Annotated in this window: 22 protein-coding genes; 8 read left to right on the plus strand and 14 right to left on the minus strand. The window is 64.2% G+C overall.

The genetic code is table 11. The annotated features are described in order from the left end of the window. Positions 1-52 precede the first annotated feature (52 nt). The 7 genes from mtnA to WDM24_RS29030 form a co-directional block, all read right to left on the minus strand. Positions 53-1,156, minus strand: coding sequence for an S-methyl-5-thioribose-1-phosphate isomerase (gene mtnA, locus WDM24_RS29000; protein ID WP_338828216.1), 1,104 nt, complete (start codon positions 1,154-1,156; stop codon positions 53-55). Next, a complete protein-coding gene (locus tag WDM24_RS29005) occupies positions 1,153-2,028 on the minus strand; it encodes an S-methyl-5'-thioadenosine phosphorylase (RefSeq protein WP_338690985.1) in 876 nt (291 codons plus the stop codon). The genes mtnA and WDM24_RS29005 overlap by 4 nt, the downstream gene beginning before the upstream one ends. A gap of 151 nt (positions 2,029-2,179) precedes the next feature. Then, complete coding sequence (locus WDM24_RS29010) at positions 2,180-3,157, minus strand: Bug family tripartite tricarboxylate transporter substrate binding protein (protein WP_414645775.1); 978 nt, start codon at positions 3,155-3,157, stop codon at positions 2,180-2,182. A gap of 1,144 nt (positions 3,158-4,301) precedes the next feature. Then, positions 4,302-5,099 carry an enoyl-CoA hydratase/isomerase family protein gene (locus tag WDM24_RS29015; protein WP_338828217.1) on the minus strand — a complete coding sequence of 266 codons (798 nt, stop codon included), beginning with the start codon at positions 5,097-5,099 and terminating at the stop codon, positions 4,302-4,304. 64 nt (positions 5,100-5,163) lie between these two features. After that, on the minus strand, positions 5,164-6,360 hold the full coding sequence (locus tag WDM24_RS29020; RefSeq protein WP_166305616.1) for a pyridoxal-phosphate-dependent aminotransferase family protein: 1,197 nt from the start codon (positions 6,358-6,360) through the stop codon (positions 5,164-5,166). A 297-nt stretch (positions 6,361-6,657) separates the two neighbouring features. After that, positions 6,658-7,941, minus strand: a complete 1,284-nt coding sequence (locus WDM24_RS29025; protein ID WP_338828218.1) for an MFS transporter — start codon at positions 7,939-7,941, stop codon at positions 6,658-6,660. A 67-nt stretch (positions 7,942-8,008) separates the two neighbouring features. Next, a complete protein-coding gene (locus tag WDM24_RS29030) occupies positions 8,009-9,211 on the minus strand; it encodes an alanine--glyoxylate aminotransferase family protein (protein WP_338828219.1) in 1,203 nt (400 codons plus the stop codon). Between the two features lie 132 nt (positions 9,212-9,343). Between WDM24_RS29030 and WDM24_RS29035 the strand changes: the two genes are divergently transcribed. The 3 genes from WDM24_RS29035 (at position 9,344) to WDM24_RS29045 (ending at position 13,602) form a co-directional block, all read left to right on the plus strand. Beyond that, complete coding sequence (locus WDM24_RS29035; protein ID WP_338690991.1) at positions 9,344-10,096, plus strand: GntR family transcriptional regulator; 753 nt, start codon at positions 9,344-9,346, stop codon at positions 10,094-10,096. 112 nt (positions 10,097-10,208) lie between these two features. Further along, on the plus strand, positions 10,209-13,181 hold the full coding sequence (locus WDM24_RS29040) for an FAD-binding and (Fe-S)-binding domain-containing protein (RefSeq protein WP_338828220.1): 2,973 nt from the start codon (positions 10,209-10,211) through the stop codon (positions 13,179-13,181). Further along, complete coding sequence (locus tag WDM24_RS29045; protein ID WP_338690993.1) at positions 13,174-13,602, plus strand: heme-binding protein; 429 nt, start codon at positions 13,174-13,176, stop codon at positions 13,600-13,602. The genes WDM24_RS29040 and WDM24_RS29045 overlap by 8 nt, the downstream gene beginning before the upstream one ends. A gap of 53 nt (positions 13,603-13,655) precedes the next feature. Here the strand turns inward: WDM24_RS29045 and WDM24_RS29050 are convergent, their stop codons facing one another. From WDM24_RS29050 to WDM24_RS29060, 3 genes are all read right to left on the minus strand, one after another. After that, positions 13,656-14,435 carry an enoyl-CoA hydratase/isomerase family protein gene (locus WDM24_RS29050; protein ID WP_338828221.1) on the minus strand — a complete coding sequence of 260 codons (780 nt, stop codon included), beginning with the start codon at positions 14,433-14,435 and terminating at the stop codon, positions 13,656-13,658. 79 nt (positions 14,436-14,514) lie between these two features. After that, positions 14,515-16,614, minus strand: a complete 2,100-nt coding sequence (locus WDM24_RS29055) for a molybdopterin oxidoreductase family protein (protein WP_338828222.1) — start codon at positions 16,612-16,614, stop codon at positions 14,515-14,517. A gap of 125 nt (positions 16,615-16,739) precedes the next feature. Then, positions 16,740-17,810, minus strand: a complete 1,071-nt coding sequence (locus WDM24_RS29060; RefSeq protein WP_165124935.1) for an ABC transporter substrate-binding protein — start codon at positions 17,808-17,810, stop codon at positions 16,740-16,742. Between the two features lie 149 nt (positions 17,811-17,959). On the opposite strand from WDM24_RS29060, the gene WDM24_RS29065 reads away from it, so the two are divergent. Further along, positions 17,960-18,934, plus strand: coding sequence for a tripartite tricarboxylate transporter substrate binding protein (locus tag WDM24_RS29065; protein ID WP_338828223.1), 975 nt, complete (start codon positions 17,960-17,962; stop codon positions 18,932-18,934). 38 nt (positions 18,935-18,972) lie between these two features. After that, complete coding sequence (locus WDM24_RS29070) at positions 18,973-19,671, plus strand: substrate-binding domain-containing protein (protein WP_338828224.1); 699 nt, start codon at positions 18,973-18,975, stop codon at positions 19,669-19,671. Between the two features lie 97 nt (positions 19,672-19,768). On the opposite strand, the gene WDM24_RS29075 is transcribed toward WDM24_RS29070, so the two are convergent. Then, positions 19,769-20,575, minus strand: a complete 807-nt coding sequence (locus WDM24_RS29075) for a glucose 1-dehydrogenase (RefSeq protein ID WP_338828225.1) — start codon at positions 20,573-20,575, stop codon at positions 19,769-19,771. A gap of 154 nt (positions 20,576-20,729) precedes the next feature. On the opposite strand from WDM24_RS29075, the gene WDM24_RS29080 reads away from it, so the two are divergent. From WDM24_RS29080 to WDM24_RS29090, 3 genes are all read left to right on the plus strand, one after another. After that, entirely contained in the window at positions 20,730-21,425 is a 696-nt protein-coding gene (locus tag WDM24_RS29080; RefSeq protein WP_338828226.1) for a cyclase family protein, read from the plus strand. A gap of 19 nt (positions 21,426-21,444) precedes the next feature. After that, on the plus strand, positions 21,445-22,440 hold the full coding sequence (locus tag WDM24_RS29085; protein ID WP_338828227.1) for a tripartite tricarboxylate transporter substrate binding protein: 996 nt from the start codon (positions 21,445-21,447) through the stop codon (positions 22,438-22,440). A 104-nt stretch (positions 22,441-22,544) separates the two neighbouring features. Continuing rightward, complete coding sequence (locus tag WDM24_RS29090; protein ID WP_338828228.1) at positions 22,545-23,639, plus strand: amidohydrolase family protein; 1,095 nt, start codon at positions 22,545-22,547, stop codon at positions 23,637-23,639. Positions 23,640-23,737: 98 nt separating this feature from the next. Here the strand turns inward: WDM24_RS29090 and WDM24_RS29095 are convergent, their stop codons facing one another. The 3 genes from WDM24_RS29095 to WDM24_RS29105 all read right to left on the minus strand — a co-directional run bounded on the left by WDM24_RS29095 (position 23,738) and on the right by WDM24_RS29105 (position 25,995). After that, a complete protein-coding gene (locus WDM24_RS29095; RefSeq protein ID WP_338828229.1) occupies positions 23,738-24,019 on the minus strand; it encodes a hypothetical protein in 282 nt (93 codons plus the stop codon). Between the two features lie 118 nt (positions 24,020-24,137). Then, positions 24,138-24,881, minus strand: coding sequence for a Crp/Fnr family transcriptional regulator (locus WDM24_RS29100; RefSeq protein ID WP_166308469.1), 744 nt, complete (start codon positions 24,879-24,881; stop codon positions 24,138-24,140). Positions 24,882-25,155: 274 nt separating this feature from the next. Then, positions 25,156-25,995 carry a phosphodiesterase gene (locus tag WDM24_RS29105; protein ID WP_166305578.1) on the minus strand — a complete coding sequence of 280 codons (840 nt, stop codon included), beginning with the start codon at positions 25,993-25,995 and terminating at the stop codon, positions 25,156-25,158. Positions 25,996-25,999: the final 4 nt, after the last annotated feature.

Here is a 25,999-nt window from a genome sequence, read left to right on the forward strand (position 1 = left end):
CGAGGGCAACGATTGGGATAGCGCGCTGACACAATCACCGTCAATGCAGCCTTCAGCCAACGCCGGAACGTTCTGGAAACGCGCTCGCAAGTGCAGCACGGCTAGCGTTGAGGACGCCGCGCTCGGTGATCAGTCCCGTCACCAGCCTGGCCGGGGTCACATCGAAGCCGAAATTGGCGACGGAAGAGCCGTCCGGCACCACGCGCACGGTCTCGATCCGCCCATCCGCCGTGCGCCCGGTGAGGTGCGTGACCTCGGCGGCTGCGCGCTGCTCGATCGGAATTTGCTTGATGCCGTCATCGATACGAAAATCAATAGTCGGCGACGGCAGTGCCACGTAGAACGGCACGCCGTTGTCGTGCGCGGCAAGCGCCTTCAGATAGGTCCCGATTTTGTTGCAGACGTCGCCATTGGCGGCGACGCGGTCGGTTCCGACGATCGCCAGGTCAACCATGCGATGCTGCATCAGATGGCCGCCGGTGTTGTCGGGGATCACGGTGTGCGGCACGCCGTGATGTCCGAGTTCCCAGGCGGTCAGCGAGGCGCCCTGATTGCGTGGCCGCGTCTCATCGACCCAGACATGGACCGGAATGCCGCGATCATGCGCCTGGTAGATCGGCGATGTCGCCGTTCCCCAATCCACGGTTGCAAGCCAGCCGGCATTGCAATGCGTCAGCACGTTCACCGGCTCGCCCGGCTTCTTCGTCGCGGCGATTTGCTCGATCAGGCCGAGACCGTGGCGGCCGATATCGCGGTTGATCTCGACATCCTCGTCGGCGATCTCGCGGGCGCGGGCATAGGCCGCTTCCGCGCGGGCTGAAGCTGCGAGCGGCGCGAGCGCGCGCTGCATCTCGTCGACCGCCCACCTCAGATTGATTGCGGTCGGCCGGGTCGCAGCCAGCATCTTGCCGGCGAGCTCCAGCGCCGCGTCGGACGCATCGGCGCGCATCGCAAGCGCCATGCCATAGGCCGCGGTCGCGCCGATCAGCGGCGCGCCGCGGACCAGCATCGAGCTGATCGCCTCGCCGGTCTCGTCCGCCGTCGTGAGCCTGGCGACGATGAACTCGTGCGGCAGCCGGCGCTGATCGATCGCACCGACCGACCAGCCGTCGGGCTGGAGCCAGATGCTGCGAAAATGCCGTCCATCGATCTTCATGCGTTCAAGACCCTTCCGGCGACCGCATCGAGCTTGGCGAGCAGCTGCGGATCGCGCGCCGCGGGTGCCGTGATCAGCGCGGTGTCCAGTGCACGATCTGAGCCGATCGGACACGGCTCATGCTCGCGCGGGAAATCCCGCGCCAGACGCGCGACCAGCGCCTTTGCCTTCTCGGCGTTCGAATTCAGCACGCGGATGATATCCTGCACCGTCACGGCATCATGCGCCGGATGCCAGCAATCGAAATCGGTCACCATCGCCACGCTGGCGTAGCAGATCTCGGCCTCACGGGCGAGCTTGGCTTCCGGCATGTTGGTCATGCCGATCACCGAATAGCCCTGCGCCTTGTAGGTCAGGCTTTCGGCGAGCGAGGAGAATTGTGGCCCTTCCATGCAGAGATAGGTGCCGCCGCGCGCAAACGCGATGCGCTCGGCTTCGGCGGCGGCGGCGAGATGCTTGACCAGCAACGGCGACACCGGATGCGCCATCGAGACATGCGCGACGCAGCCCTTGCCGAAGAACGAGCTCTCGCGCTTGTGGGTGCGATCGACGAACTGGTCGACCAGCACGAAGGTGCCCGGCGGCAACTCCTCCTTGAACGAGCCGCACGCGGACAGCGCGACAAGGTCGGTAACCCCCGCCCGCTTCAGCACGTCGATATTGGCGCGATAGTTGATGTCGGACGGCGACAACGCATGTCCCTGGCCGTGCCGCGGCAGGAACACGATCGGCAGTCCCGCCATCTCGCCGCGGCGCAGCGGCGCCGACGGCTCGCCCCACGGGCTCGTGATCGCTTCCTCGCGGACATTTTCCAGGCCCGGCAGGTCGTAGATGCCGGATCCGCCGATGATGCCGAGAACGGCTTTGCTCATGATCGCTCCTCACGGTCCCGCAACGGCGACGGAGGGTTGACCCAGCCCGATCGGGCTCGCCGGACGTTCGGCCTTACTGCGGCGCAATAATCACTGCGCCGCCGCCGCTTGCAAGCCAATTCCGGCCTGAAGGTAAAGCAAACCACGACCGCTATTTTGCGACGAAGCCCGCCGCATTCATCAGCGAGGCGTTCAGCTTGTCGTCATCCTCGAGGAACTCGACCATGTCCTTGCCGGTGAGGAAGATCGGCTTCAACGCCTGCTTCTCCATATAGTCCTTGTATTCAGCCGTCTGCGTCACCTTCTGGAACAGGTCGGCATAGAATGCCTGTTGCTCCTGCGTGACCTTGCCCGGCAGGAACATCGCGCGCAGCATCAGATACTGCAGGTCGAGCCCCTCTTCCTTGCAGGTCGGGATATCGTTCCAGGATTGCGTCTCGGTGACCTTGGTCTTGTAGGAGATCCGCTCCTTGTCGAACACGCAGAGCGCGCGAACCTGGCCGGCCCGCCAGACTTCGAGGTTCTCGCTCGGATTGTTGACGTTGGACTCGGTGTGGCCGCCGACCAGCTGGGTCGCAGCCTCGCCGCCGGACTTGTACGGCAGGTAGGAGAATTTTGCGCCGGTCTTCTGCTCCATGAACACGGTCAGCACGTGATCTTCGCGCTTGGAGCCCGTGCCGCCCATCTTGAACGGCGCGCTTGCCGCCTTGGCGGCCTCGATGAACTCCTTCACGGTCTTGGGGCCCGTTGCGTTGTCCCACAACACGAACTGATCGAGCGCGATCACCGACACCGGCGTGAGGTCGCGCCAGTTGAAGGGAATTTTCGCCGACAGCGGCAGCATGTAGATCAGCGAATAGGCGATCAGCACCTTGTTGGGATCACCCTCGCTCGACTTCATGTACATCAGCGCTTCGGCACCCGACGCGCCGCCCTTCAGCGACACCACCATCGGCTGCTTCATCAGATTGTTCTTCTGGATCGCCGCCTGCATCATCCGCGCCATCTGGTCGGAGGCGCCACCGGCACCGGCCGCAACCACGATCTCGACCGGCTTGCTCGGCTCCCAGCCGGCAAAGGCCGGCGTGCTCAGCAGCAAGGCCGCGATGGCAGCCGTGGTTTTCACAATCTGTCCCACGTGTTTCTTCCCTATCTATTTGTTCGGCTTGGCGAAAACCGTCGAGGCGGCGGGTGCGGTCATTGTGCCGAGAATGCGGGTGAGTTCAAGCCGCGAACTGCCGCATGGTCTATGACTTTGGAATGAGGTGGGGGTGTCGCTGCTAGCCACCGAATGCGCCACAGTGAGGATGGAGTTGAACGCGCGATTTCTCCGATCGTCGTCCCGGCGAAGGCCGGGACCCATACTCCGCGGCCGATGTTGTGAGTAGGGCTCGCCGTTCGGGTGTCGAGCAAGACAATTTCCATTTGTGGTTATGGGTTCCGGCCTACGCCGGGACGACACCGAGTGTGTTGCGCGGCCTGTGACTCATACATCCGCATTCTCGCGACATGAATCGTCCGAGTCTTGCATCTCGTTCCGCCTCTCTCGATCAGAGGGCGCAGGGAAAGCCGGGTGCCGATTGCACCCATGGGTCCCGTGCAACAGGAAGCACGGGAGGCAGGACCACAGGTGTAACCGGGAACACTCCGGCTTTCCCTGCGCGATGGGTTACGGCTTATTTCGTGCTCTCCCCGGCGAGACCGGGCTTTGTTGTCACCGCCCTCGCAAAGTCGCATTCGCGTCTTGCGAGGGGACACCTACCGCTGGGGCGTCAGGACCACACGACTTAGCCGTCCGCCTTGCGTGCTTTCGTCTCTCGCACGCTCGGCGTCCACCGCATCCCACACCGCGTTCGTGACGATCGCGAGCCGCCCCTCGATCGGGTGAGACGGGCAAACCATACACTGAGTTGTATTTCTGATAAAGCGAAATATTTTTGCATGAGGGGCTTGCGCCGTCGGGCAACTCAGTGGCACGCGCGCGTAAGGGAGCCACCGGCGGATGGGTTCCCTCCCCCTTGCGGGGGAGGGTTAGGGAGAGGGGTGCCACACGGGGTGCACTTTCCGTACTCGCGACAAACAAACGAAGATTGCGGAGATGGTGCTCTTATCGATGGACTCCGCCCGGGACTTACCCCTCTCCCCAGCCCTCCCCCGCAAGGGGGGAGGGAGCCTGGAGAGCGTGCTCATCTCACTGTCGTTCAAACGGCGCGTGTCAGTACGCCCCGGAATGACGAAGCATACAAAAGCCACCCGGAGCCCTCGGACAGCCGCTACTTGCCCTTGAAGTTCGGCGCGCGCTTGTTGAGGAAGGCGTCCATGCCTTCGCGGAAATCCTCGCTCATATAGGCGCGCAGGATCAGGTCTTCGCCTTCCTCGCGCGACAGCGTGCGGCGGATGCGGCGCACCGCCTCCTTGGTCACCTCTAGCGTGATCGGCGCATGGCCGGCGACAAGCTTGGCGGTCTCGTTGGCGCGGCGCTGCAGCGTCTCGACATCGGGGACCACTTCGGTCAACAGCCCGAGCGCCAGCGCTTCCGGCGCCTCGACCAGGCGCGCCTTGAAGATCAGATCCTTGGTCCGCGCCGGGCCGATCAGCGAGACCAGCCGCGAGATGTTGGACATCGAGAGGCAGTTGCCGAGCGTGCGCGCGATCGGGAAGCCGATCCGTGTCGCCTCGGTGCCGATGCGGATGTCACAGCATGCGGCGATGCCGGCGCCGCCACCGGTGCACGCGCCGGCAATCGCTGCGATGACGGGCACGCGGCACTGTTCGAGCGTTCCCAGCACGCGGTCGATCCGCGCCTCATAATCCAGCGCATCCTGGGCGGTCTTGAAGGCCCGGAACTGCGAGATGTCGGTGCCCGAGGCGAACGCCTTGTCACCGGCACCGGTCATGATCAGCGCCTTGATGGAGTAATCCTGATTGATGTTCTCGCAGATCGACGCCATCTGCTCATACATCGCAAAGGTCAGCGCATTGCGCGCCTGCGGCCTGTTGAACGTGATGCGCGCGATCCCGTCCTCGACGGAATAGATCAGGTCTTCGGTCGAAGTGACGGGCGCGTTCATGTCTCGCTCTTTCTGTTGTCTACGATTCGATTTCAGGCGACGGCCTTTTTAAGCAACAGCCTCTTCAAGCAACAGCCTTGGACGCCTGCGACGGGTCGCGTCCCTTCAGGACTTCCATCGCCGCCAGCACGCCGCCACTGCGATGCGGCACCTTGGCGAGATCAAGCCCCATCTCGACGCCGGACAGCGTGCCCATCAGCATCAGGTCGTTGAAGTGACCGATATGGCCGATCCGGAATACCTTGCCCTTGACCTTGTTGAGGCCGGTGCCGAGCGACATGTCGAAATTATCAAGCACGACCTTGCGGAAATGATCGGCGTCATGGCCATCAGGCACCCGCACCGCGGTCAGCGCCGGCGAGTGCGCGCCCTGCTCCTGGCACTGCGTCTCGAGGCCCCAGACCTTGATCGCGGCGCGCGTCGCCTCGCTGTGGCGCTTGTGGCGGGCGAAGACGTTGTCGAGCCCCTCCTCCTCCAGCATCTTCACGGCCTCCCTGAGGCCGAACAGCAGGTTGGTTGCGGGCGTGTACGGCCAGGTGCCGGCCTTGTTGATGTTGATGACCTCCTGCCAGTCCCAATAGGAGCGCATCGCGGGATTGGCCTTGGCCACTGCCAGCGCCTTCTCCGACACGGCGTTGAAGCCGAGGCCGGGCGGCAGCATCAGTCCCTTCTGGGAGCCGGCGATCGACACGTCGATCCCCCAGGCATCGTGCTCATATTCAAGCGAGCCGAGGCCCGAGATGGTATCGACCATCAGCAGCGCCGGATGCTTCAACGTGTCGAGGATCTTGCGGACGTCGCGCGGATAGGTCACGCAGGCGGTCGAGGTCTCGTTATGGACCACGCAGACCGCCTTGATCTTGTGCGCCTTGTCGGCGGCAAGCCGCGCCTCGATCTGCTCGAGGTCGGCGCCGTGGCGCCAGTCGCCGGGAATGAAATCGACGTCGAGCTTGAACTTGTCGGCGATGCCGTGCCACAGCACGGCGAATTGCCCGGTCTCGCACATCAAAACCTTGTCGCCGGGCTGCAGCGTGTTGACGATCGCAGCCTCCCAGGCTCCGGTCCCCGACGAGGGGTAGATGATCACGGGCTGCTTGGTGCGGAACACACGCTGCATCGCCGAAAGCACGGCAAAACCGATCTCGGCGAATTCGGCACCGCGATGGTCCATGGTCGGCATGTCCATGGCCCGCAGCACCCGGTCCGGCACGTTGGTCGGTCCCGGAATCTGGAGAAAATGCCTTCCAGTATGCACGGTCATGAGCGTCTTCCCGGTCTTGTCTTGGTCGTGGTGAGCCGCTCGCATATCACTATTCGCCGGGTTTGTCCTAGGCCCGGCGAGGGGCCGTCATGCATATCTGACGGCGCTCCACCGGGGCCGGCAGCCCCTCATTCGGCCGAGGCTATCGAGGTTGGGGAATCGACGCGATCATCGTCTCCGTAAAACTCTTCATGCCCGGGCTTGTCCCGGGCATCCACGTCTTCGTTTCCGGGCAAAGATAGACGTGGATGGCCGGGACAAGCCCGGCCATGACGCTGCCATATGCGATGGCCCTATTCACTCGGCGGCCACCACCTTTCCCGGTGCCACCGGTTCGCTGGTCTCCTCGAACGGCCGCTCCGGCTGCATCAGCAACGCCGAGAAACCTCCGACGAGCAGGAGCCCCATCGACATCAGGAACGGCAGGTACCAATTGCCGGTCGCGTCGATGACGAAGCCGGCGACCAGCGGCGAGACGATGGCCGCAAACGCCGAGCCGGAGTTCATGATCCCCGCGGCGGTGCCGGAATATTTCGCCGCGATATCCATCGGGATCGACCACATCGGGCCGATCACGAGCTCGGCGCAGAAGAAGCCGGCCGACAGGCAAAGTGCGACCACCGTAATGTCGTGAACGAACAGGATCGGCATCAGCGACAGCAGCGCGCCGGCGAATCCCACGATCGTCACGCTGAGCCGCGCCAGACGCACATTGCCGGTGCGCTCGAGGATGCGGTCGGAGATGACGCCGCCGATGCTGTCGCCGACGACGCCGGCGAAGAAGACGCCGGATGCGAACAGCGCCGAGTTCTTCAGGTCGAGGCTGTAGTTGTTCTTGAAGAACAGCGGCAGCCAGTTGAGGTAGAGCCACAGGCACCAGCCGTAGCAGAAATAGGTCAAGGTCACCGGCCACATGCGCTGCAACAGCGGGCCCCACGGCACTTTCGGCCGCTCGCCCTGCGGACGCGGCGGCAACGTCGCAAGCTCGGCTGCGGTGATCGAGCCATGGTCGCTCGGCTCGTTGCGGAAGTACCAGACCCACGCGACGCCCCAGATCAGACTGACAATACCGAGCGCGATGAATGCGCCGCGCCAGGTCAGCCATAGGATCAGCAGCGCGACCACCGGCGGGGTGACGGCATTGCCGAGCCGCGCGAACGAATGCGTCAGCCCTTGCGCGAAGCCGCGCCGCTTGGCCGGCGTCCAGTACTGCATGGCGCGCGTCGCGGTGGGAAAGGTCGCGCCTTCACCGAATCCGAGCGCGAAGCGGGCAACGAACAGCGCGGCGAGACCATGGACAAAGCCGGTCATGATGGTCGCCGCAGCCCAGATCATGCCGCACCAGAACAAGGTCTGGCGCGGTCCGAAGCGATCGCCGACCCAGCCGCCGATCACCTGGAACAGCAGATACGGATAGGCGAAGGCCGAGAACACCAGGCCGAGCTCGGTGTTGGACAGGCCGAGCTCCTTCTGGATATCGCCGGCCGCGGTACCGATGTTCACCCGGTCGACATAGGTGATGAAGTACATCACGCAGAGCATGGCCAACACGACATGGGTGGCCTTGAACCGAAGCCTCATATCCTCCCCTTCCCTGATCCCCGATTTTTCTGTGCCGTTGGCCTGCGGGATGCCGGTAGGTGATCGCTTAAGTGCTGACCACCTTCAGATGCGACGGCGCGTTGTGCTGATCGCGCTGCTCAAGAATCCGCATGGCGGCCTCGACGCCACCCGCACGATGCGGGACGCCGGCGACCGACAGCCCCATCTCGACGCCGGTGAGCGCACCAAGCAGCGTCAGCTCGTTGCACTCGCCGAGATGGCCGATGCGGAACACCTTGCCGGCAACCTTCGACAGGCCGGCGCCGAGCGACATGTTGAAATTGTCGAGCACGACCTTGCGGAACTGATCGGCATCGTGGCCGGGCGGCATCATCACCGCGGTCAGCACCGGCGAGAATTCCGATGGCTCCTGGCAGAGATTCTCGAGCCCCCATTGACTGACGGCAGCCCTCGTCGCGGCGGCGAGCCGCCGATGGCGCGCGAACACGTTGTCGAGCCCCTCCTCCAGCAGCATCGCGATGGCTTCGCGCAGCCCGTAGAGCAGGTTCGTCGCCGGCGTATAGGGGAAGAAGCCCTTGGCGTTGGGCTTCAGCATCTCCTCCCAATCGAAATAGGAGCGCGGCATCTTGTTGCTGCGCGACGCGGCGCGCGCCTTGTCGGAGATCGCGTTGAAGCCGAGGCCGGGCGGCAGCATAAAACCCTTCTGCGAGCAGCTGACGCTGACGTCGACCTTCCACTCGTCGTGCCGGTAGTCGACCGAGCCCAGCGAGGAAATGGTATCGACCATCAGGAGCGCCGGATGCGAGGTGCGGTCGATCGCGGCGCGGATATCCGCGATGCGGCTGGTGGCGCCGGTCGAGGTCTCGTTGTGGACGACCATCACCGCCTTGATGCTGTGAGCGGTGTCGCCGGCGAGTCTCGCCTCGATCTCGGCGGGGTCGGCGCCGCGGCGCCAGTCGCCGGGCATGAAGTCGACCTCGATGCCGAAGCGGCCGGCCATCTGGCGCCACAGCGTGGCGAAGTGGCCGGTCTCGACCATCAGGACCTTGTCGCCCGGCGACAGCGTGTTGACGATCGCGGCCTCCCAGGCGCCGGTCCCGGACGACGGGAAGATGACCACCGGTCCTGCGGTCTGAAACACCTTCTGGCTGCCCTCGAGCACGGTGCGGCCAAGCTCGCCGAATTCGGCGCTGCGGTGGTCGATGACCGGCATGTCCATCGCGCGAAGAACGCGGTCGGGGACCGGGCTCGGTCCCGGAATCTGGAGAAAATGGCGCCCTTGATGCATGAGAACCTCCCAATCGCCGTGCTTCAGTCCGCTGGTCGGCTATTTTGCATTCATTTTTTGTCTTTTCAACGCATATTTGGTATTCGATTGGAGACGTCGACGCGACCCTGTGGGTAAATTATTGTCCTGGATATGAAATCTGCGATTCCCGAAACCGGGGTTCCGATCACCCCACCGGCCGCCAGCAATGGCGGCGACCGCCAGGAAGCCTCGCTTCATGGCGAGATCCTGTTGCGGCTTCGCGACTATGTGGTGGAGGGCAACATCCCCGAAGGCGGGCGCGTTCCGGAGCGGCAGCTCTGCGACATGCTGGGGATATCCAGGACGCCGCTGCGCGAAGCACTCAAGGTGCTGGCCGCCGAAGGCCTGATCGAGCTGTTGCCCAATCGCGGCGCGCGGGTGCGCCGGCTCAGCCCGCGCGACCTCGAGGAATTGTTCGACGTCATGGCAGGGCTCGAGAGCCTGGCCGGGCGGCTGGCCTGCGAAGCCATTACCGATGAGGAAATCGCCGCGATCGAGCGGCTGCATTACGAGATGTACGGCCACTATCTGCATCGCGACATGCACGGCTATTTCCAGGTCAACCAGCGCATTCACGAGAGCATCGTCGCCGCCGCGCGCAACGAGACCCTGAAGACCGCCTACGCCAATTTCGCGGGCCGGATCCGCCGGGTGCGCTACTCCGCCAATTTCGCCCGCAAGCGGCAGCGCTGGGCCGAGGCGATGCGGGAGCACGAAGCGATCCTCGATGCGCTGCGCCGCCGCGCCGGCAGCGAGCTCAGCGACATCCTGTTCGCACACCTGCGCAACAAGCGGACCGCCGCCATCGAGCACCTCGCCGAGGGACCGGACGCCGCCGACGAGGCGACGCTTCAGGGCGACTAGCCTTGAGGCCGCAAGTCTTGCTCATTATGAATTCATAATATAATTTTAGTCGCCATAGAATGAATAATCCACGGGCAGTTTCGGCTGCGTCGTGGATCACATCGGATCTGGGATGAAGAACGCCTCATCGCTCGAACAGCGCCTGCGGTCCGAAATGACCGGCGACGTCTTTTTCGATGCCTTCAACCGCGGCCGCTACGCGACCGACGCCTCGTTCTACCAGATCATGCCGGCCGGCGTGGTGGTGCCGCGCACCATCGACGAGGCGCTGCGGGCGCTCGCGATCGCCCGCGACGACGGGCGGATCGTCACCCCGCGCGGCGGCGGCACCTCGCAATGCGGCCAGACCGTCAATGACGGCATCGTGGTCGACCTGTCCAAGCACCTGAACCGGATCCTCTCGCTCGACGTCGACAACCGCACTTGTGTCGTTGAGCCCGGCATCGTGCTCGACGACCTCAACCGCCAGCTGAAGAAGCACGGGCTGTGGTTTCCGGTCGACGTCTCGACCGCGTCGCGCGCCACGATCGGCGGCATGGCCGGCAACAATTCCTGCGGCGGCCGCTCGCTGCGCTATGGCACGATGCGCGACAACACGCTGTCGATGGATGCCGCGCTTGCCGACGGCACGCTGCTGCATTTCGGCGAGGTGCCGCGCGATCTGACGCGGATCAATTCTCGCGACAGCGGATCGCGCCTGTTCCGCGACATGCTCGATCTCGGCGAGCGCGAGGCGGCCGAGATCGCGGACAAATTCCCAAAAGTGCAGCGCCGCGTCGGCGGCTATAACCTCGACGCGCTGATGCCGCGCAATGCGCCGAACAACATGGCGCATCTTTTGGTCGGATCGGAGGGAACGCTCGCCTTCACGACCCAGGTCGAGTTGAAGCTGTGGCCGGTGATCCGCAACAAGGCGCTCGGCGTCTGCCATTTCGGCAGCTTCTACGAGGCGATGGACGCAGCCCAGCATTTGGTCAAGCTGCGCCCGATCGCCGTCGAGCTGGTCGATCGCACCATGATCGCGCTCGGCCGCGAGATCGCGATGTTCCAGCCGATCATCTCCCAGGCCGTGCGCGGCGATCCGGACGCCATCCTGGTGGTGGAGTTCGCCGAGGAAGATCAGGCCGACAATCTCGCCCGCCTCAAGCAGCTCGGCGAGCTGATGGCCGATCTCGGCTTCGGCTGGGACAGGCCGCAGCGCAAATGGGGCGGCGTGGTCGAGATCGTGGAGCCCGCGCTGCAATCCGGGATCGCCGATTTCCGCGCCGCCGGCCTCAACGTCATGATGTCGATGAAGCAGGAGGGCAAGCCGGTCTCCTTCGTCGAGGATTGCGCGGTGCCGCTGCCGCACCTCGCCGACTACACCGAGCGGCTCAACGCCGTCTTCGCCAAGCACGGCACCCGCGGCACGATGTATGCGCATGCCTCCGAAGGCTGCCTGCATGTGCGCCCGGTGCTCAATCTCAAGCTCGAGAAGGACGTCAAGGCAATGCGCGCCATTGCCGAGGAAGCCTTCGAGCTGGTGCGCGAATACAAGGGCTCGCATTCCGGCGAGCATGGCGACGGCCTGGTGCGCTCGGAATTCCACGAGACGATGTTCGGCGCGCGCATCGTTGCCGATTTCCGCGAGGTCAAGCAGCGCTTCGATCCGGACAACACGCTCAACCCGGGCAAGATCGTCGATCCACCGAAAATGGACGACCGCTCGCTGTTCCGCTTCTCGCCGGATTATCGCGTCGGCGAATTGAAGACGGTGCTGGACTGGTCGGCCTATCCCGGCGCCGGCGGCGGTTTCCAGGGCGCCGTTGAGATGTGCAACAACAACGGCGCCTGCCGCAAGCTCGAAGGCGGCGTGATGTGCCCGTCCTATCGCGCGACCCGCAACGAGAAAGATGTCACCCGCGGCCGCGCCAACACGCTGCGGCTGGCGATCTCGGGCCAATTGGGTCCGGACGCGCTCGCCTCCGACGAGATGATGGACACGCTGAAACTCTGCGTGTCCTGCAAGGCGTGCCGTCACGAATGCCCGACCGGCGTCGACATGGCCAAGATGAAGATCGAGGTGCTGGCCGCGCGCGCCGCGACGCACGGCCTGCCGCTGCGCGACCGGCTGGTCGGCTATCTGCCGCGCTATGTCGATCTCGCCTCGCGCCTTGCTCCGCTCGCGAACTGGCGCAACCGCAGCCCGCTGCTGCGCGCGCTGTTCGAGAGACTCGCCGGCATCAGCGCCAGGCGCGCGCTGCCGGCGTTTCGCCGCGACACGTTCCGGCCTGGCGCCGAGGTGCTGGGTCCGCCTGATGGCCGCGAAGTGGTGCTGTTCGCCGATACGTTCAACCGCGGCTACGAGCGGGAAAATCTCGACGCGGCGATCGAGGTCCTGCTTGCCGGCGGCTATCGCGTCCACCTCCCCAAGCCTTTGGATGGCGGCCGGCCGCCGTGCTGCGGGCGGACATTCCTGTCAGCCGGACTGGTCGAGCAGGCCCGGGCCGAGCTCGACCGGCTGGTTGCGACCTACGCGCCGTTCGCCGCCCGCGGCGTGCCGATCATCGGTCTCGAGCCGAGCTGCCTGCTGACCCTGCGCGACGAGCTGCTATCGCTGCGTTCGGATGCGCTTGCGAAGACCGTGAGCGCGCACGCTTTGCTGTTCGAAGAGTTTTTGGTACGCGAGGCAGAGGCCGGGCGTCTCGCCTTGCCGCTTGGCGCGGTCGCCGGCAAGGCCGTCGTGCACGGTCATTGCCACCAAAAGTCCTTTGGCGCGTTCAAGCCGGTGGAGAAAGTGCTCCGCCTGGTGCCGGGCCTCGAGGTCAAGACCATCGAGTCGAGCTGCTGCGGCATGGCCGGCGCGTTCGGCTATGGAGCGGATACCTATCAGGCCTCGATCGAGATGGCCGAGCTGTCGCTGCTGCCGGCGATCAGGAGCGCCGATCCGGACACGCTGATCGTGGCCGACGGCACCTCATGCCGGCACCAGATCATGGACGGCAGCGGCCGCACACCGCTTCACGTTGCCAACGTATTGGCGATGAGCCTGAAGTGTGCGAAATCCAGTTCAGATCAATCGATAAAGGAAGAGGCCCATGGCTGATCTCACTCTCGACACTGCCCGCAAGATTCTGGATGCCGCGCTGGCCAAGGGGGTCGAGAAGAAATTCAAGCCGCTCGTCGTCACCATCCTCGACGCCCGCGGCGCCGTGAAGGTGACGGCCGCACAGGACGGCACCAGCCTGATGCGGGCCGAGATCGCCCATGGCAAGGCCTATGGCGCGCTGGCATTGGGAATGGGATCGCGCGCCCTGTTTCAGCGCGCGCAGGAGCAGGCCTATTTCGTCGACGCCGTGAACACGCTGGCGCAGGGCCGGCTGGTGCCGGTCCCCGGCGGCGTCTTGATCATGGACGGCTCTACCCTGCTCGGCGCCGTCGGCGTCAGCGGCGACACGTCAGACAATGACGAGATCTGCGCCGTGGCCGGCATCGAAGCCGCCGGCCTGAAGGCCAACGCGGGCTAGCTATGCGCACCGCCGCGCGACCCAGTCGCGCGGTGCGTGGTCGTCGCGCCGCTCTAGCGCCCGGTCCATGTCGGCTTGCGCTTCTCGCCGAAGGCCTTGAGGCCTTCCTTGGCGTCCTCGGTCATCGCGAGCAGCGCAATCTGGCTTTCGGTGTAGGCGATGCTTTCGTCGAACGACATCGAAGCGATCGCCCGCATGGCGTATTTGCCGCGCCGGATCGCCGTCGGCGACTTGTCGACGATGCGGCCGATCAGCCAATCGACCTTGGCATCGAGCTCGGCCGCGGGCACGACATAGTTGAGAAGGCCGGCCGCCTGCGCAGTCCTGGCGTCGAACGGCTCGCCGGTCAGCGCCCATTCGTTGACGAGGCGCGGCGGCGCGATCGATTGCAGCAGGCTCAGCACCTGCATCGGAAACACCCCGACCTTCACCTCGGGCAGGCCGAAGATCACGCCATCGGCGGCGACCGCCATGTCGGTCATGCACAACAGCCCCATGCCGCCGGCCATGCAGACACCGCCGACCCGCGCGATCGCAGGCTTGGTCGAATTCTGCGACAGCCGCAACAGGTCGGCGTAGTCGACATTGGGACGCGAAAAATCCATCGAGAACGCCGCGCCGCTGTTCTGCAAATCGGCGCCGGCGCAGAACGCCTTGTCGCCCGCGCCCGTCAGCACGATGACGCGGACGTCCTTGTCGTCATGCGCATCGCGGTAGCCCTTGGCGATGCCGGCGATCACACCGGCATTGAGCGCGTTTCGCTTGTCCGGGCGGTTGATGGTGATCCAGAACGCCTGCCCGCGCTTCTCGAGAAGAACGCTGTTATCGGTCATGTTTCCTGCCTGTCTTCTTGCCTGTGCGCTGTTGTCAGCCGACATTTGCGGCAGGATCGGCGCCGACTGCAAGCAGGATTTAGGCGGTAGCCGACGCCTTCCTGATCCAGACCTTGTTGTCGTGGAATGCGGCGCCGCCGAGCGGTGCGACGGCCTCCGCTCCGGTCAGCATGTTGATGCCGCGGCCGCCGATGTGGGACTTGTTCGGGTGGATCGACTCGGCGATCAGCACGCCGCGGCGAACACCATCGAACAGTTGCGCGGTCAGCGTGGTCTCGCCCCGCATGTTGCCGAGCGTCACGGCCTCCCCGTCGGCGATCGACAGCGCGGCCGCATCGTCGGGGTGGATCATCACGGTCGGCGCGCCCTCGCGGGCCTGCGACGACGGCGTTTCGTTGAAGCTGGTGTTGAGGAAGCTGCGCGAAGGTGATGTCGCCAGACGGAACGGGTGCTGCGCGTCCGCCTCCTCGATGATCCTCCAGTGGTCGGGCAGCGAGGGCATCTTGTCCCACGCCCCCATCAGCCCGCCTGTCCCAACCGGGACCTTGCCCCAATCCACCTTGAAGTGGAACTTCTTGTCAGCATGGGCAAATCCATCGAGATAATGCGACGTGCGGAAATCCGGCTGCAGATCGCGCCACAAATCGGCTTCCAGCGTCGCGATATCGCCGTGCCCGCTCTTCTTCAAAGTTGCGTCTATCAGCTGGCGCGGCGTCATGTCGAAGCCGGGATGCACGGCATTGAGCCGACGGCCGAGCCCCTGCATCACCTCGTGGTTGGAGCGGCATTCGCCGGGCGGGTCGATCAGCTTGGGACCGACCGAAATGTGCTGATGGCCGCCACCGTAATAGAGATCATCGTGCTCCATGAACATCGTCGCCGGCAGCACGATATCGGCCATCTGGGCGGTCTCGGTCATGAACTGCTCGTGCACCGCGACGAATAGATCCTCGCGGGCAAAGCCCTGGCGCACCAGCGCCTGCTCGGGCGCCACAGTCATCGGATTGGTGTTCTGGATCAGCATCGCCTTGACCGGCCCGCCGCCCCGCAGCGCCTCAGCATCGCCGGTGAGGATGCGACCGATCTTCGACTGATCGAGCACCCGGGTGGTGGGATCGATCGCGTCGTGGCCCTCGATGATCGACTCGTCGAAGCGCCAGATGCCGGCATTATTGAAGAAGGCGCCGCCGCCCTCATACTGCCAGGCGCCGGTGACCGCGGGAATGCACGTCGCGGCGTGCATCTGCGCGGCGCCGTTGCGGCTGCGGGTAAAGCCGTAGCCGAGACGGAAGAAGGAGCGCTTGGTGGTCCCGACCAGCCGCGCGAATGCCTCGATCTCCTCGACCGGCACGCCCGAGATTTCCGACGCCCATTCCGGCGTGCGGGTCTTCAGATGCGCTTCCAGTTCGTCGGGGCAATCGGTATAGCGCGCAAGATAATCGCGATCGGCAAATCCCTCGCGGAACAGCACGTGCATCACGGCGCAGGCGAAGGCGCCATCGGTTCCCGGCCGCAGCAGGATCTTGATGTCGGCCTGCTTCATGGTCTCGTTGTTGTAAACGTCGACCGCCGCAATCTTCGCGCCACGCTCCTTCCGCGCCCGCGATGCATGCGTCATCACGTTGACCTGGGTGTTGACCGGATTGGTGCCCCAGATCACGACGAGGTCGGAGACGCCCATCTCGCGGGGATCGACGCCGGCGATCTTGCCGGTCCCGGCCGCAAAGCCGATGCGCGCGATGGTTGCGCAGATCGTGCCGTAGAAGCGCGAATACTTCTTCACATGCGACAGCCGGTTGAGGCCGTCGCGCATCACCAGCCCCATGGTGCCGGCGTAATAGTAGGGCCAGACCGACTGGGCCCCGAACTCCCGCTCGGCGGCATCGAAACGCGCGGCGATCTCGTCCAGCGCCTCATCCCAGGAGATCCGCGTGAACTGCCCGGAGCCCTTCGGCCCGGTCCGGCGCAGCGGATACGTCAACCGTTCGGCATGATGAATCCGCTCGGCATAGCGCGCGACCTTGGCGCAGACCACGCCGGCGGTGTAGGTCTGCTGCTTGGAGCCGCGTACCCTGCCGATCGAACGTCCGTCGATCACCTCGACGTCGAGCGCACATGCCGAGGGGCAGTCGTGCGGACAGGTGGAATGGCGGATGTCGACCTTGGCATGCTGGTTCATGGCCAAATTGGTAACATCAAATGTCCCCTCCGCCGAGGGGCATTATTGACCCAGTCTCGGCGAAAACCGCGCATATGGCATGCGACAGCCGCCCAAATGCTCGGCTATCGAGCCCACGCCGTCCGTCAAACGCGGAAGATGCGGGTGTAGCGCGATTTGATCGATTCCCCTTCGCGCTCCACCGCCGCGGGATCGTCCTTCATCGTCTTGATGTCCTTCAGCGGCTTGCGGCCCGCCTTCTCCTGGGCCTGCGCGTGGACCGAGCGCAAGCCGCCGATCTCGATGTTGAGTTGCTGCCCCTCGCGCCCGAGCGCGAACGATTGAAACAGCCTTGCGGCGTTCGGATGCGGGCAATCCTTGAAGATCCCGTTCGGGCCGACAATGAGCGGCGACCCTTCGGTGGCGTAGACCGGCTCGACCGGGCGGCTGGCCTCCTTCATCTGAAAGATGTTGTACTCGTTGCCGTCAGCCATCACGGCGCGCTCGCCGAGATCGAGCTTCTTCGGCGGATCGGTGGAGGACTGCACCTGCATGATGTTCTGCTTTGCGAGCTGCTCGAAAAAGCTCCAGCCGAGGTCGCGCTGCATCTGATAGGTCGCAGTCATGATGGTGCCGCTATAGCCGGGATGCGCCTTGACGATCTTGCCCTTCCATTTCGGGTCGAGCAGATCGGCAAAGCTCTTCGGCGCCTCCTCGGCCTTCACCAGATTGGTGTTGTAGGCAATGATCGACAGCCAGACCCGGAAGCTTGCGAACTGGCCGTCGGGATCGCGATGCTCGTCCGGATAGTATCTTGCGACCTCCTCCGGAACATAGGGCGTCAGAATGCCGTCGCGCTTCCACACGATGAAATGTGCCGCGTCGGAGGAGTTGACGACGTCGACCGCATGAATGTTGCTGGAATATTCCTGGCCGACCCGCTGGAACACACGCTCCGCGCCGGTGCGCTCGACACGCACGGTGATCCCTGGATATTTCGCTTCGAACGCCCGTGCCAGCTTCTCGGCGACCGGCAGATCGGTCGAGGTGTAGTAGACGACCTGGCCCTCTTTCCTCGCCGCCTCGATCAGCGTCGGCGTGACCGGCTCGGCGGGTGGCGCAGCGGCCATCACGCGCGTTGAAAAAGCGGCCCCTGCCAGCACAGCGCCCGAGCCCTTCAGCATGGCGCGGCGCGATAGCCCAGGATGTTTCCTCATACGATTCCCCGCACACGATGGCGAAGTTGATACACCGTCCAGCCGCTCATATTCCGATACGCAAGGACGGAGTCTGTCGTCGACAGATGCTTCAGGTTGCAGCTAGACTTCTAACCAAGAAACAAGACTAAAGTTGGGGGAGAGGATCAATGGCGGGCTTACGGTACGCCTTGGTGCTTGTCGCGGCGCTGCTGACCGTGTCGATGGCAGGCTCACGTGCTGACGCCGAAGACTACCCTGCCCGGCCGGTCAGGATCATCGTTCCCTTCGGCCCCGGCGGCCCGGCCGACGTCGTCGCGCGACAGATCGGCAGCATCTTGCAGGAAAACCTCGGCCAGCCCTTCGTGGTGGAGAACCGCACCGGCGCCGGCGGCGTGATCGGCACGCTCGAGGTCGCCAAGGCGACGGCCGACGGCTACACCCTTCTGATGATGTCGAACACCCAGACCGCGAATGAATCGCTGGTGCCGCAGCGCAAGTATGAGCTGATGCGCGACCTCGTGCCGATCGCGTCCCTGAACACTTCCGACCTCGTGATCGTGGTCCACCCTTCTGTGCAAGCGAAGACGCTGCAGGAGTTCATTGCGCTCGCAAAAGCCCAGCCCGGAAAACTGAACTACGCCTCGTCGGGTCAGGGCACGCCCTATCACATGGCCGGCGAGTTGTTCAAAGCCATGGCCGGGATCGACGTCGTGCATGTGCCCTACCGCAACAGTGGCGAAGCCCGTAGCGGCGTCATCGGCGCCCAGGTCCAGATGATGATCGATGCCGTGCCGGCGATGGCGCCGAATGTTGCCGAAAACCAGGTGCGCGCGCTCGCGACAACCGGCGAGATTCGCTCGAGTGTGTTGCCCAACGTTCCGACGGTGATCGAGGCCGGTGTCCCCGGCTATGAGGCGACGATCTGGCTTGGCCTGATGGCACCCGCGGGTACGCCGAAGCCGATCATCGACAAGCTCAACACGGCCGTGAACGCCGCGATCAGACGGCCGGAGGTCGAGAAGCTCTGGGCCGCGCAGGGCGCGGTACCGATGCCGATGACGCCGGACGAGTTCGACAGATTCCTGCGCGCCGATGTCGTGAAGTGGGCAGACGTCGTCAAACGGCTGGACAAGACTCAATAGGCACGCAGCGGTCAAGACATGGCAATGGAACAGTGCGAATGAAGACGTTGAACATCCTGAGCGGCGGCGCAGCGCAGGGCCTCGTGCGCAGCCTCGCGTCGGCGTTTGAAGCCGAAACCGGCCTCAGTATTGCCGGCGATTTTGGCGCGGTCGGCGCCATGGCCGACAAATTGCGCGCCGGCGCTCCAACCGACATCGTGATCCTCACCGCCGCGCTGATCGCGAAGCTTGCCGACGAAGGGCTGGTCCTGCGCAGTTCGATTGCCGACATCGGCCGGGTCGAAACGGCGCTTGCGGTCCGGGCGGGCGATCAGCCGGTGAGCGCAAAGGATGCGGCGAGCCTGCGCGCGGCGCTGCTCGCTGCGGACGCGATCTTCGTGCCCGATACCAAGGCCTCGACGGCCGGAATTCACGTCGCCCAGGTCCTCGCACAGCTCGGCATTGCGAACGATGTTGCCGACCGGCTGAGGATCTTTCCCAACGGCGCGACCGCGATGCGGCATCTGGCTGCCACCAATGACCGGCGGCCGCTCGGTTGCACGCAATCGACCGAAATCATCAGCGCCCAGGACGTCGTGCTATCGGACACCTTGCCGCCGGGATGCGACCTTGCAACCATGTATACGGCCGCCGTTCCTACGCAGGCAGCCTCTGCATCGCAGGGGCTACGCCTGATCGCGTTGCTGACGTCGTCGGATGCATCGGAGCTGCGCAGCAAAGCGGGCTTCGTCTCCTAGAGCCTCTCCCGTTCCGATTGAATCGGAACGGGGCTCTAGATTCTAGTTTTGACGCGTTTTCTGCACACGACCGGTATCCACTTCGCTCGAAAACGCTTTAGCGCGCCAAATGCGTGAGACCCGTCGGCGGTCCGTCGACCGCGGTCCAGCCACCGTCGACGAACAGCGTGCTGCCGCTGACATAACTCGCCGCATCCGAAGCGAGGTAGGCGACGGCGGTCGCGACCTCATCGGCACTGCTCCAGCGATTGAACACAGTGTGGCCGGCGTAGAGATCGTAGATGTCGGGCCGCTGCTTGAACGGGCCGGTCAGCGCGGTCTCCGCGATGCTCGGCGCGATCGCGTTGACCCGGACGCCGGATCGGCCGACCTCGGACGCGAAGCCCTTGACCAGCAGCCCGATCGCAGCCTTGGTCGATCCATAGACCGCAAGCCCCGGCTCGATGGTCACCGCGCGCACGGAAGAGCAGGCAATCAGGCTGCCACCTTGCTGCTTGACCATGATGAGGCCGAACGCCTGGAAGAACCAGACCGTGCCCTTGATGTTGAGGTTGATGACACGGTCGAGATCCTCCTCGGTGTAGTCGAGGATGGTCTTGCGGATGTTCAGGCCCGGCGTCGTCACCGCGATATCGATCCGACCAAATTCCGCGAGCGCCTTCGCCGCCAACGCCTCGACATCAGCACGATCAGCCGCATCGCAACTGACGGTCGTTGCCGATCCGCCCTGTTGCCGGATCGCCGCGGCGGTTGCTTCCGCTCCTTCCTGGGCTCGATCCGCGCAGAGCACGCGCGCGCCGAGCGACGCCAGCGCTTCGGCCGAGGATTTGCCGATCCCTGAGGCAGCCCCCAACACGACGGCCGTCTTGCCGGTGAGATCAAATAGCTTGCGATAGTCGGTCACGTGAACTCTCCCTTCGGCAATGCGTGCCGGAATGCCCGATTTGCTTCAGGTTCTGCACCGAGGGCAAGCGGCATCTTGCACAAGCGCGGCAAACGCGTCAGCATCATGGGTAGAAGCGCGCCTGCGCCAGCTCCGCCAAGAAAGGGCACCCGTCGTGAGGATCGTCGACCTGAGCCGAGAGCTCTATCACCGCACGCCGAGCTATCCCGGCCATCCGCCGATCATCCACGGGATGTGGAAGAACCACGCGGAAGCCCTCGCGGATTCGCGAAATGTCTATGGGTTGGCATCGATGTTCATCTCGATGCCGGACCATGGCGGAACCCATATCGATGCGCCCCGGCATTTCGGCCCGAGCGGCATCCCGATCAACGAATATCCGCTGGAGAAGTGCATCGTGCCGGGCATCTGTCTCGACCTGCGCCATATTGCGCCGCGTGCCGAGATCACCCCGTCCGATCTCGACGCCGCCGTGAAGGCGGCCGGACGGCCGATCCCGAACGGCGGCACCGTCCTGCTCTGCACCGGGCATCATGCGCGGACCTTTCCGCGCAAGGAATATTCGACCGACAATTCCGGCGTGAATGTCGCCGCCACTGAGTGGCTCGCGAACCAAGGCATCGTTCATTTCGGCATCGATTCGATGCGCCCGGGTCCCGATAGCGACGAGAACCTGCTGGTTCACAAGGCCTGCCTCGACCTCGACATCACCCACATCGAAAGCCTGTGCAATCTCGAGGCCCTGCTTGGCCAGGGGCAGTTCACCTTCATCGGCCTGCCGATGAAATGGCGCGACGGGACGGCATCGCCGATCCGCGCGGTGGCGGTGTTCGGCCTGCAGGAGCCGTGATGCGGGTGAGGCATATCCAATGACGGGCAGCAGGCCAGCCTCGCCCTCGCGTCGCGCCATCTTGAAGGCCGGTGGCGTGCTCGCGGTCGCGGGTCTCGCCGGGGAAGCCAGGGCGGCCGGCTATCCGGAACGCCCGATCAAGGTCATCGTGCCGTTCGCGCCGGGCGGGCCGACCGACATTATGGCCCGCATCCTCGGTACTCACCTCGGCGAAGCGCTCGGCGGCACCATCGTGGTCGAGAACCGGCCGGGCGGTGGAGGCAATATCGGGATCGGCATAGCGGCACATGCCGACGCAGATGGCTACACCCTGCTGATCACGTCGAGTGCCTATGTCGTCAATCCGGGCCTCTACGCCAAAATCCCGTACGATCCGGCGAAAGACTTTGCACCAATTGCCGAGCTTGGTACCTCGCCCAACGTGATCCTGGTCAATCCGAAGCTCGGGATCAATTCGGTCGCCGACCTGGTCGCGCGTGCCAGGGCCAACCCGGACGAACTGAACTATGCGAGCCCAGGGCTCGGGACGACGCCGCATCTCGCAGGAGAGCTGTTCAAGATCATCGGCCAGATCCAGATGACGCACGTGCCGTTCTCGGGCGCCGGTCCGGCCATCCAGGCGATCCTGAGCGGAACAACCCAGGTCGCGTTTGCAGCGCTGCCACCTGCCCACTCGCACATCGAGTCGGGCGCGCTAAAGGCGCTGGCCATCACTGGAACCCATCGATGGTTCGATTTACAGGACGTGCCGACCATGATCGAGCTCGGCTACAAGGATTTCGTCTCCGACACCTTCCAGGGGTTTCTTGCGCCCACAAATACGCCCTCCTCCATCGTCGCGCTGCTGTCGGCGAAATCGATCGCGATCCTGAAGACGCCGAAGATCGCTGAACAGCTGCGCAATGACGGTTTCGAAGTGCTGGCAAACGGCCCCGACGGCATGCGCAAGCGAATTGCGGACGAAGTGCCGAAATGGCGCGACATCATCGCGAAGGCCGGGATCAAGCCGGTCTGAGCAGATCAACATTGCGCGACACGCACAGCGTGTGGTCTTGCGACCGCCAAGGCGCATCCCTAGGCTGCCCCCCATAACAAAACAACACTTGGGAGGCGATCGTCATGGCTACAAGGCGGGATTTCCTGAAGGTGGGAGCAACGGCGGCGGCCGGCATCGTGTTCTGCGGCTGCGGGCTCGTGCACAACGCGAACGCGCAGCAATCGCGCCAGAAATTGCCGGTCTCCGTCAGCGGCAAACGCGTCAAGACGATCGACATTCATTCGCATTGCCACTTCCGCGAGGCGGGAGCCCTGCTCGGCGCTGACGCCGGGAAACTGCAACTGCCGCCGGTCAACGGCGCCATTGAGGCCTTCGTCGAGATCGACAAGCGCCTGGCTGCGATGGACGCGCAAGCGGTCGATATGGAGGTGCTGTCGATCAATCCATACTGGTACGACCGCGATCGCGAGCTTGCCGGGCAGATCGTGAAAATCCAGAATGAAAAGCTCGCCGAACTCTGCGCTTCGAAGCCCGAGCGGTTTGCGGCCTTCGCCTCGCTGACGCTGCAGGCGCCTGATCTCGCCGTGCAGGAGCTGGAGACGGCGGTCAGGAAGCAGGGCCTGAAGGGTGCGGCGATCGGCGGCGGCGTCAACGGCGTCGAATTCTCCGATTCCAGGTTTCATCCGGTGTGGGCCAAGGCTGAGGAACTCGGCGTCCCCCTGTTCATCCATCCGCAGGGCGTGCCCGAGCTCAACAAGCGGCTCTCCGGAAATGGCTGGCTCGGCAACACGATCGGCAATCCGCTCGAGACCACGATCGCGCTCTCTCACCTGATCTTCGAGGGCACGCTCGATCGCTTCCCGGGATTGAAGGTCATCGCCGCGCATGGCGGCGGCTACCTCCCCTCCTATGCCGACCGCTCGGACCATCCCTGCCTGGTCGGCCCCAAGGGATGCAACCCGGACGTCAAGCTCCAGAAAGCGCCGACGGAATATCTCAAGCAGATCTATTTCGACTCCCTGATCTTCACGCCTGAGGCCATCCGGCACCTCGCCGCCCAGGTGGGCTCCGGCCAGATCGTGCTGGGAAGCGACTATCCCTATCCCTGGCAACTGGCACCGGTCGACCACATCTTCGCGTGCACGTCGCTGAGCGACGACGACAAGGCCAATATTCTCGGCCAGACCGCAGCAAAGCTGCTCGGTGTTGCCGCGTGAGGATGGAAGCGGAGCGTTGGACGATCTGAATTGCCGACGTCGCATCTTGGCGCGTGACTTTGGCACGCGACCTTGGCACGCGACGACGGCATCAACGATCAGTAGGCTTTCACTGTCCGTATTTCGTTGCCCGGCCGGGCCGTTGGCGCCGGCTGTGCGATGTTGGGCACCGGATCGGCGTAGATGGCATCAGTTCCAGCGAACTCGGCTTGCGCCGCGTCCGATATCCATTTGACCGCCGCCGGGCGACTGACCAGCATCCCGATCAAGGCAACGATGACGAGCACCGGCAGAGCGATCAGCTTGATGCTGAAGCTCTGGTAGTTGCTCGCTGGGTCCTGCCGTCGCTTGTCGAAAGAGCCCTGCATGGATTCCTCCATAGTGTGCTCCCCGAAGCGTCACTTACCGCAATGCATGGAAGGCCGATGTGATTGGTTTCACAGGGCCTGCCAAATTCACCGTTTCGTGACATGCCTGACTGGTCGGCGGCCGCGGCAACTAGTCGCCGTCATCAGCTCCGGCCTCGACCAACGCTTGAAGCGTCTCGGGCTTCAGCACGACGATCGCGCCATGCTCAAGCCTGACCCAGCCGCGTATCGCCCACGCCCGGAGCTGCTTGTTGATGCTCTCGCGTGTCATGCCGACCATCTCGCTGATCTCCTGCTGGGTGATCGAGATGGTGCGCCCTTGCGGCTCGCGCTTGTGCTTGTCACTCAGGCGCAGCAGCGCGCTGGCCAGGCGACCGGGCAAGTCCTGCAGGATAACCTGCTCGACCTGATCGCTGGTCCGGCGCAATCGTTCGCAAAGCAGTTCGATGAACTTCATCGCGAGCGTCGGCTGGCTGCGCACGAAGGGAATGAACTCGCGCCGGTCGATGACGAACAGCTCGCAATTGCTGTTGGCGGTGGCATCGGCCGTCCGCGACAAGCCGTCGAGCAGCGCGATCTCCCCGAATATCTCTCCTGCCTCGATCAGGTTCAGGATCGCGTTACGACCATCCGGCGATGAGATGCTGATCTTCACGGTGCCCGAAATCACCGCAATCAAACTCGTGCCGGGATCGCCCTTGGAAAAGATCGTCGTCCCGCGCTTCAGCGTGGTGTGCTTGGCGTAGCGGCAGAGCTGATCGAACGCCTCCGGCTCAAGATCTGAGAAATAGGGATGCTTGCGCAGCACCGAAAGCTTGTTGTTCGGAAACGACGGCGCACCGGCAATTCGTTCTATGGGCGACGCACCGGTCATTGTCATCCAGACTGATTGTGTTGCGTTTAATCGGCCGCCAGAGCGGACGCCGACAAAGCCATCGATCAATGAAAGCGGAGGGGACTATAACCCCGCCGGGGACCTACAGCAACAAAGGTCCGTGCAGGGGATTCAAAGTACAATTTGGAATAAATAAACACCTAGTTGCAACGCTCAATTGTACCCGACAGCGGCACCTGATCCGGAAACCCGGTCCGGCAACGCAAATCCCGCGTGGCGAAACGCCTCTGTGCTGGCCGGCGCCCGGCCGGGCTCACAGCAGCTTGCCGTCAGGCCCAAAGAACGGATGCGGCCCGTCGAACTGACCGATTGGGACCTGATGCGTGACCAATTGCCCAAAACCCTGCCCGGGAAACCACGCGTGCAGATGAAACGCAGGCGGTTCCACCTTGAACGACGGTTCTCGGAGCTGTCCGAGATCCAGGTCGACCGCATGGTTTGGCGCAGGACATATTGTCACGGGAATGCCGGCAAGGGTGGTAAGCATGGCCCGGTGAACGTGCCCGCACGCGATCAACTGCGCACGCGGGTGGCGCCTGACGATTGCGGCCAGTTCCTCGGCATTGAACAGGTCCTGGCGGTCCATGTGCCAGATCCCACCCTTGAACGGCGGGTGATGCAGGAAAAGCAGCGCCGGCCGATCGGTCGCCGTCGCCAGCGTCGCATCCAGCCATTGCAACGTCGACGCTTCAAGCAGGCCATGCGGCTTCCCGGCAACGCTTGAATCAAGCAGCAGGAGATCGAGGCCGTTCACCTCGATCTTCTGGTCGAGCGGTCCCGTTGCGTGAGCATAAGGCGCGGCGGGAAATGCTGCGCGCATCCACTCCCGCGAGTCGTGATTGCCGGGAATGCCGGCTAACGGCAGGCGCAGCGGCGCGAGCAATCGCTTGAGATAGTCGTATTCTTCGACGGACGGCGTATCCACAAGGTCGCCCGAGATGACGACGAAATCCGGTGCAGGCTCGAATGCACCGAGCGCCGCCACACAGCGTTCAAGCGCCTTGGCGGTATCGACGCGGCCATAGGCCAGCGCGCCGGGCGGCTTGATGTGGAGGTCGGATATCTGGGCGATGAGGACCGGTTTCGACGGCATCGAT

Source organism: Bradyrhizobium sp. 27S5 (assembly GCF_037217225.1).
Lineage (GTDB): Bacteria > Pseudomonadota > Alphaproteobacteria > Rhizobiales > Xanthobacteraceae > Bradyrhizobium > Bradyrhizobium septentrionale.

Excerpts from the sequence above, each read along its gene's own strand:
- WDM24_RS29030 (WP_338828219.1), bottom strand. The coding sequence starts at position 9,211 with ATGCATCAAGGGCGCCATTTTCTCCAGATTCCGGGACCGAGCCCGGTC.
- WDM24_RS29090 (WP_338828228.1), top strand. The coding sequence starts at position 22,545 with ATGGCTACAAGGCGGGATTTCCTGAAGGTGGGAGCAACGGCGGCGGCC.
- WDM24_RS29105 (WP_166305578.1), bottom strand. The coding sequence starts at position 25,995 with ATGCCGTCGAAACCGGTCCTCATCGCCCAGATATCCGACCTCCACATC.
- WDM24_RS29050 (WP_338828221.1), bottom strand. The coding sequence starts at position 14,435 with ATGACCGATAACAGCGTTCTTCTCGAGAAGCGCGGGCAGGCGTTCTGG.
- WDM24_RS29025 (WP_338828218.1), bottom strand. The coding sequence starts at position 7,941 with ATGAGGCTTCGGTTCAAGGCCACCCATGTCGTGTTGGCCATGCTCTGC.
- WDM24_RS29100 (WP_166308469.1), bottom strand. The coding sequence starts at position 24,881 with ATGACCGGTGCGTCGCCCATAGAACGAATTGCCGGTGCGCCGTCGTTT.
- WDM24_RS29065 (WP_338828223.1), top strand. The coding sequence starts at position 17,960 with ATGGCGGGCTTACGGTACGCCTTGGTGCTTGTCGCGGCGCTGCTGACC.
- WDM24_RS29055 (WP_338828222.1), bottom strand. The coding sequence starts at position 16,614 with ATGAACCAGCATGCCAAGGTCGACATCCGCCATTCCACCTGTCCGCAC.
- WDM24_RS29040 (WP_338828220.1), top strand. The coding sequence starts at position 10,209 with ATGAAGAACGCCTCATCGCTCGAACAGCGCCTGCGGTCCGAAATGACC.
- WDM24_RS29085 (WP_338828227.1), top strand. The coding sequence starts at position 21,445 with ATGACGGGCAGCAGGCCAGCCTCGCCCTCGCGTCGCGCCATCTTGAAG.
- WDM24_RS29070 (WP_338828224.1), top strand. The coding sequence starts at position 18,973 with ATGAAGACGTTGAACATCCTGAGCGGCGGCGCAGCGCAGGGCCTCGTG.
- WDM24_RS29005 (WP_338690985.1), bottom strand. The coding sequence starts at position 2,028 with ATGAGCAAAGCCGTTCTCGGCATCATCGGCGGATCCGGCATCTACGAC.
- WDM24_RS29015 (WP_338828217.1), bottom strand. The coding sequence starts at position 5,099 with ATGAACGCGCCCGTCACTTCGACCGAAGACCTGATCTATTCCGTCGAG.
- WDM24_RS29095 (WP_338828229.1), bottom strand. The coding sequence starts at position 24,019 with ATGGAGGAATCCATGCAGGGCTCTTTCGACAAGCGACGGCAGGACCCA.
- WDM24_RS29035 (WP_338690991.1), top strand. The coding sequence starts at position 9,344 with ATGAAATCTGCGATTCCCGAAACCGGGGTTCCGATCACCCCACCGGCC.
- mtnA (WP_338828216.1), bottom strand. The coding sequence starts at position 1,156 with ATGAAGATCGATGGACGGCATTTTCGCAGCATCTGGCTCCAGCCCGAC.
- WDM24_RS29045 (WP_338690993.1), top strand. The coding sequence starts at position 13,174 with ATGGCTGATCTCACTCTCGACACTGCCCGCAAGATTCTGGATGCCGCG.
- WDM24_RS29020 (WP_166305616.1), bottom strand. The coding sequence starts at position 6,360 with ATGACCGTGCATACTGGAAGGCATTTTCTCCAGATTCCGGGACCGACC.
- WDM24_RS29060 (WP_165124935.1), bottom strand. The coding sequence starts at position 17,810 with ATGAGGAAACATCCTGGGCTATCGCGCCGCGCCATGCTGAAGGGCTCG.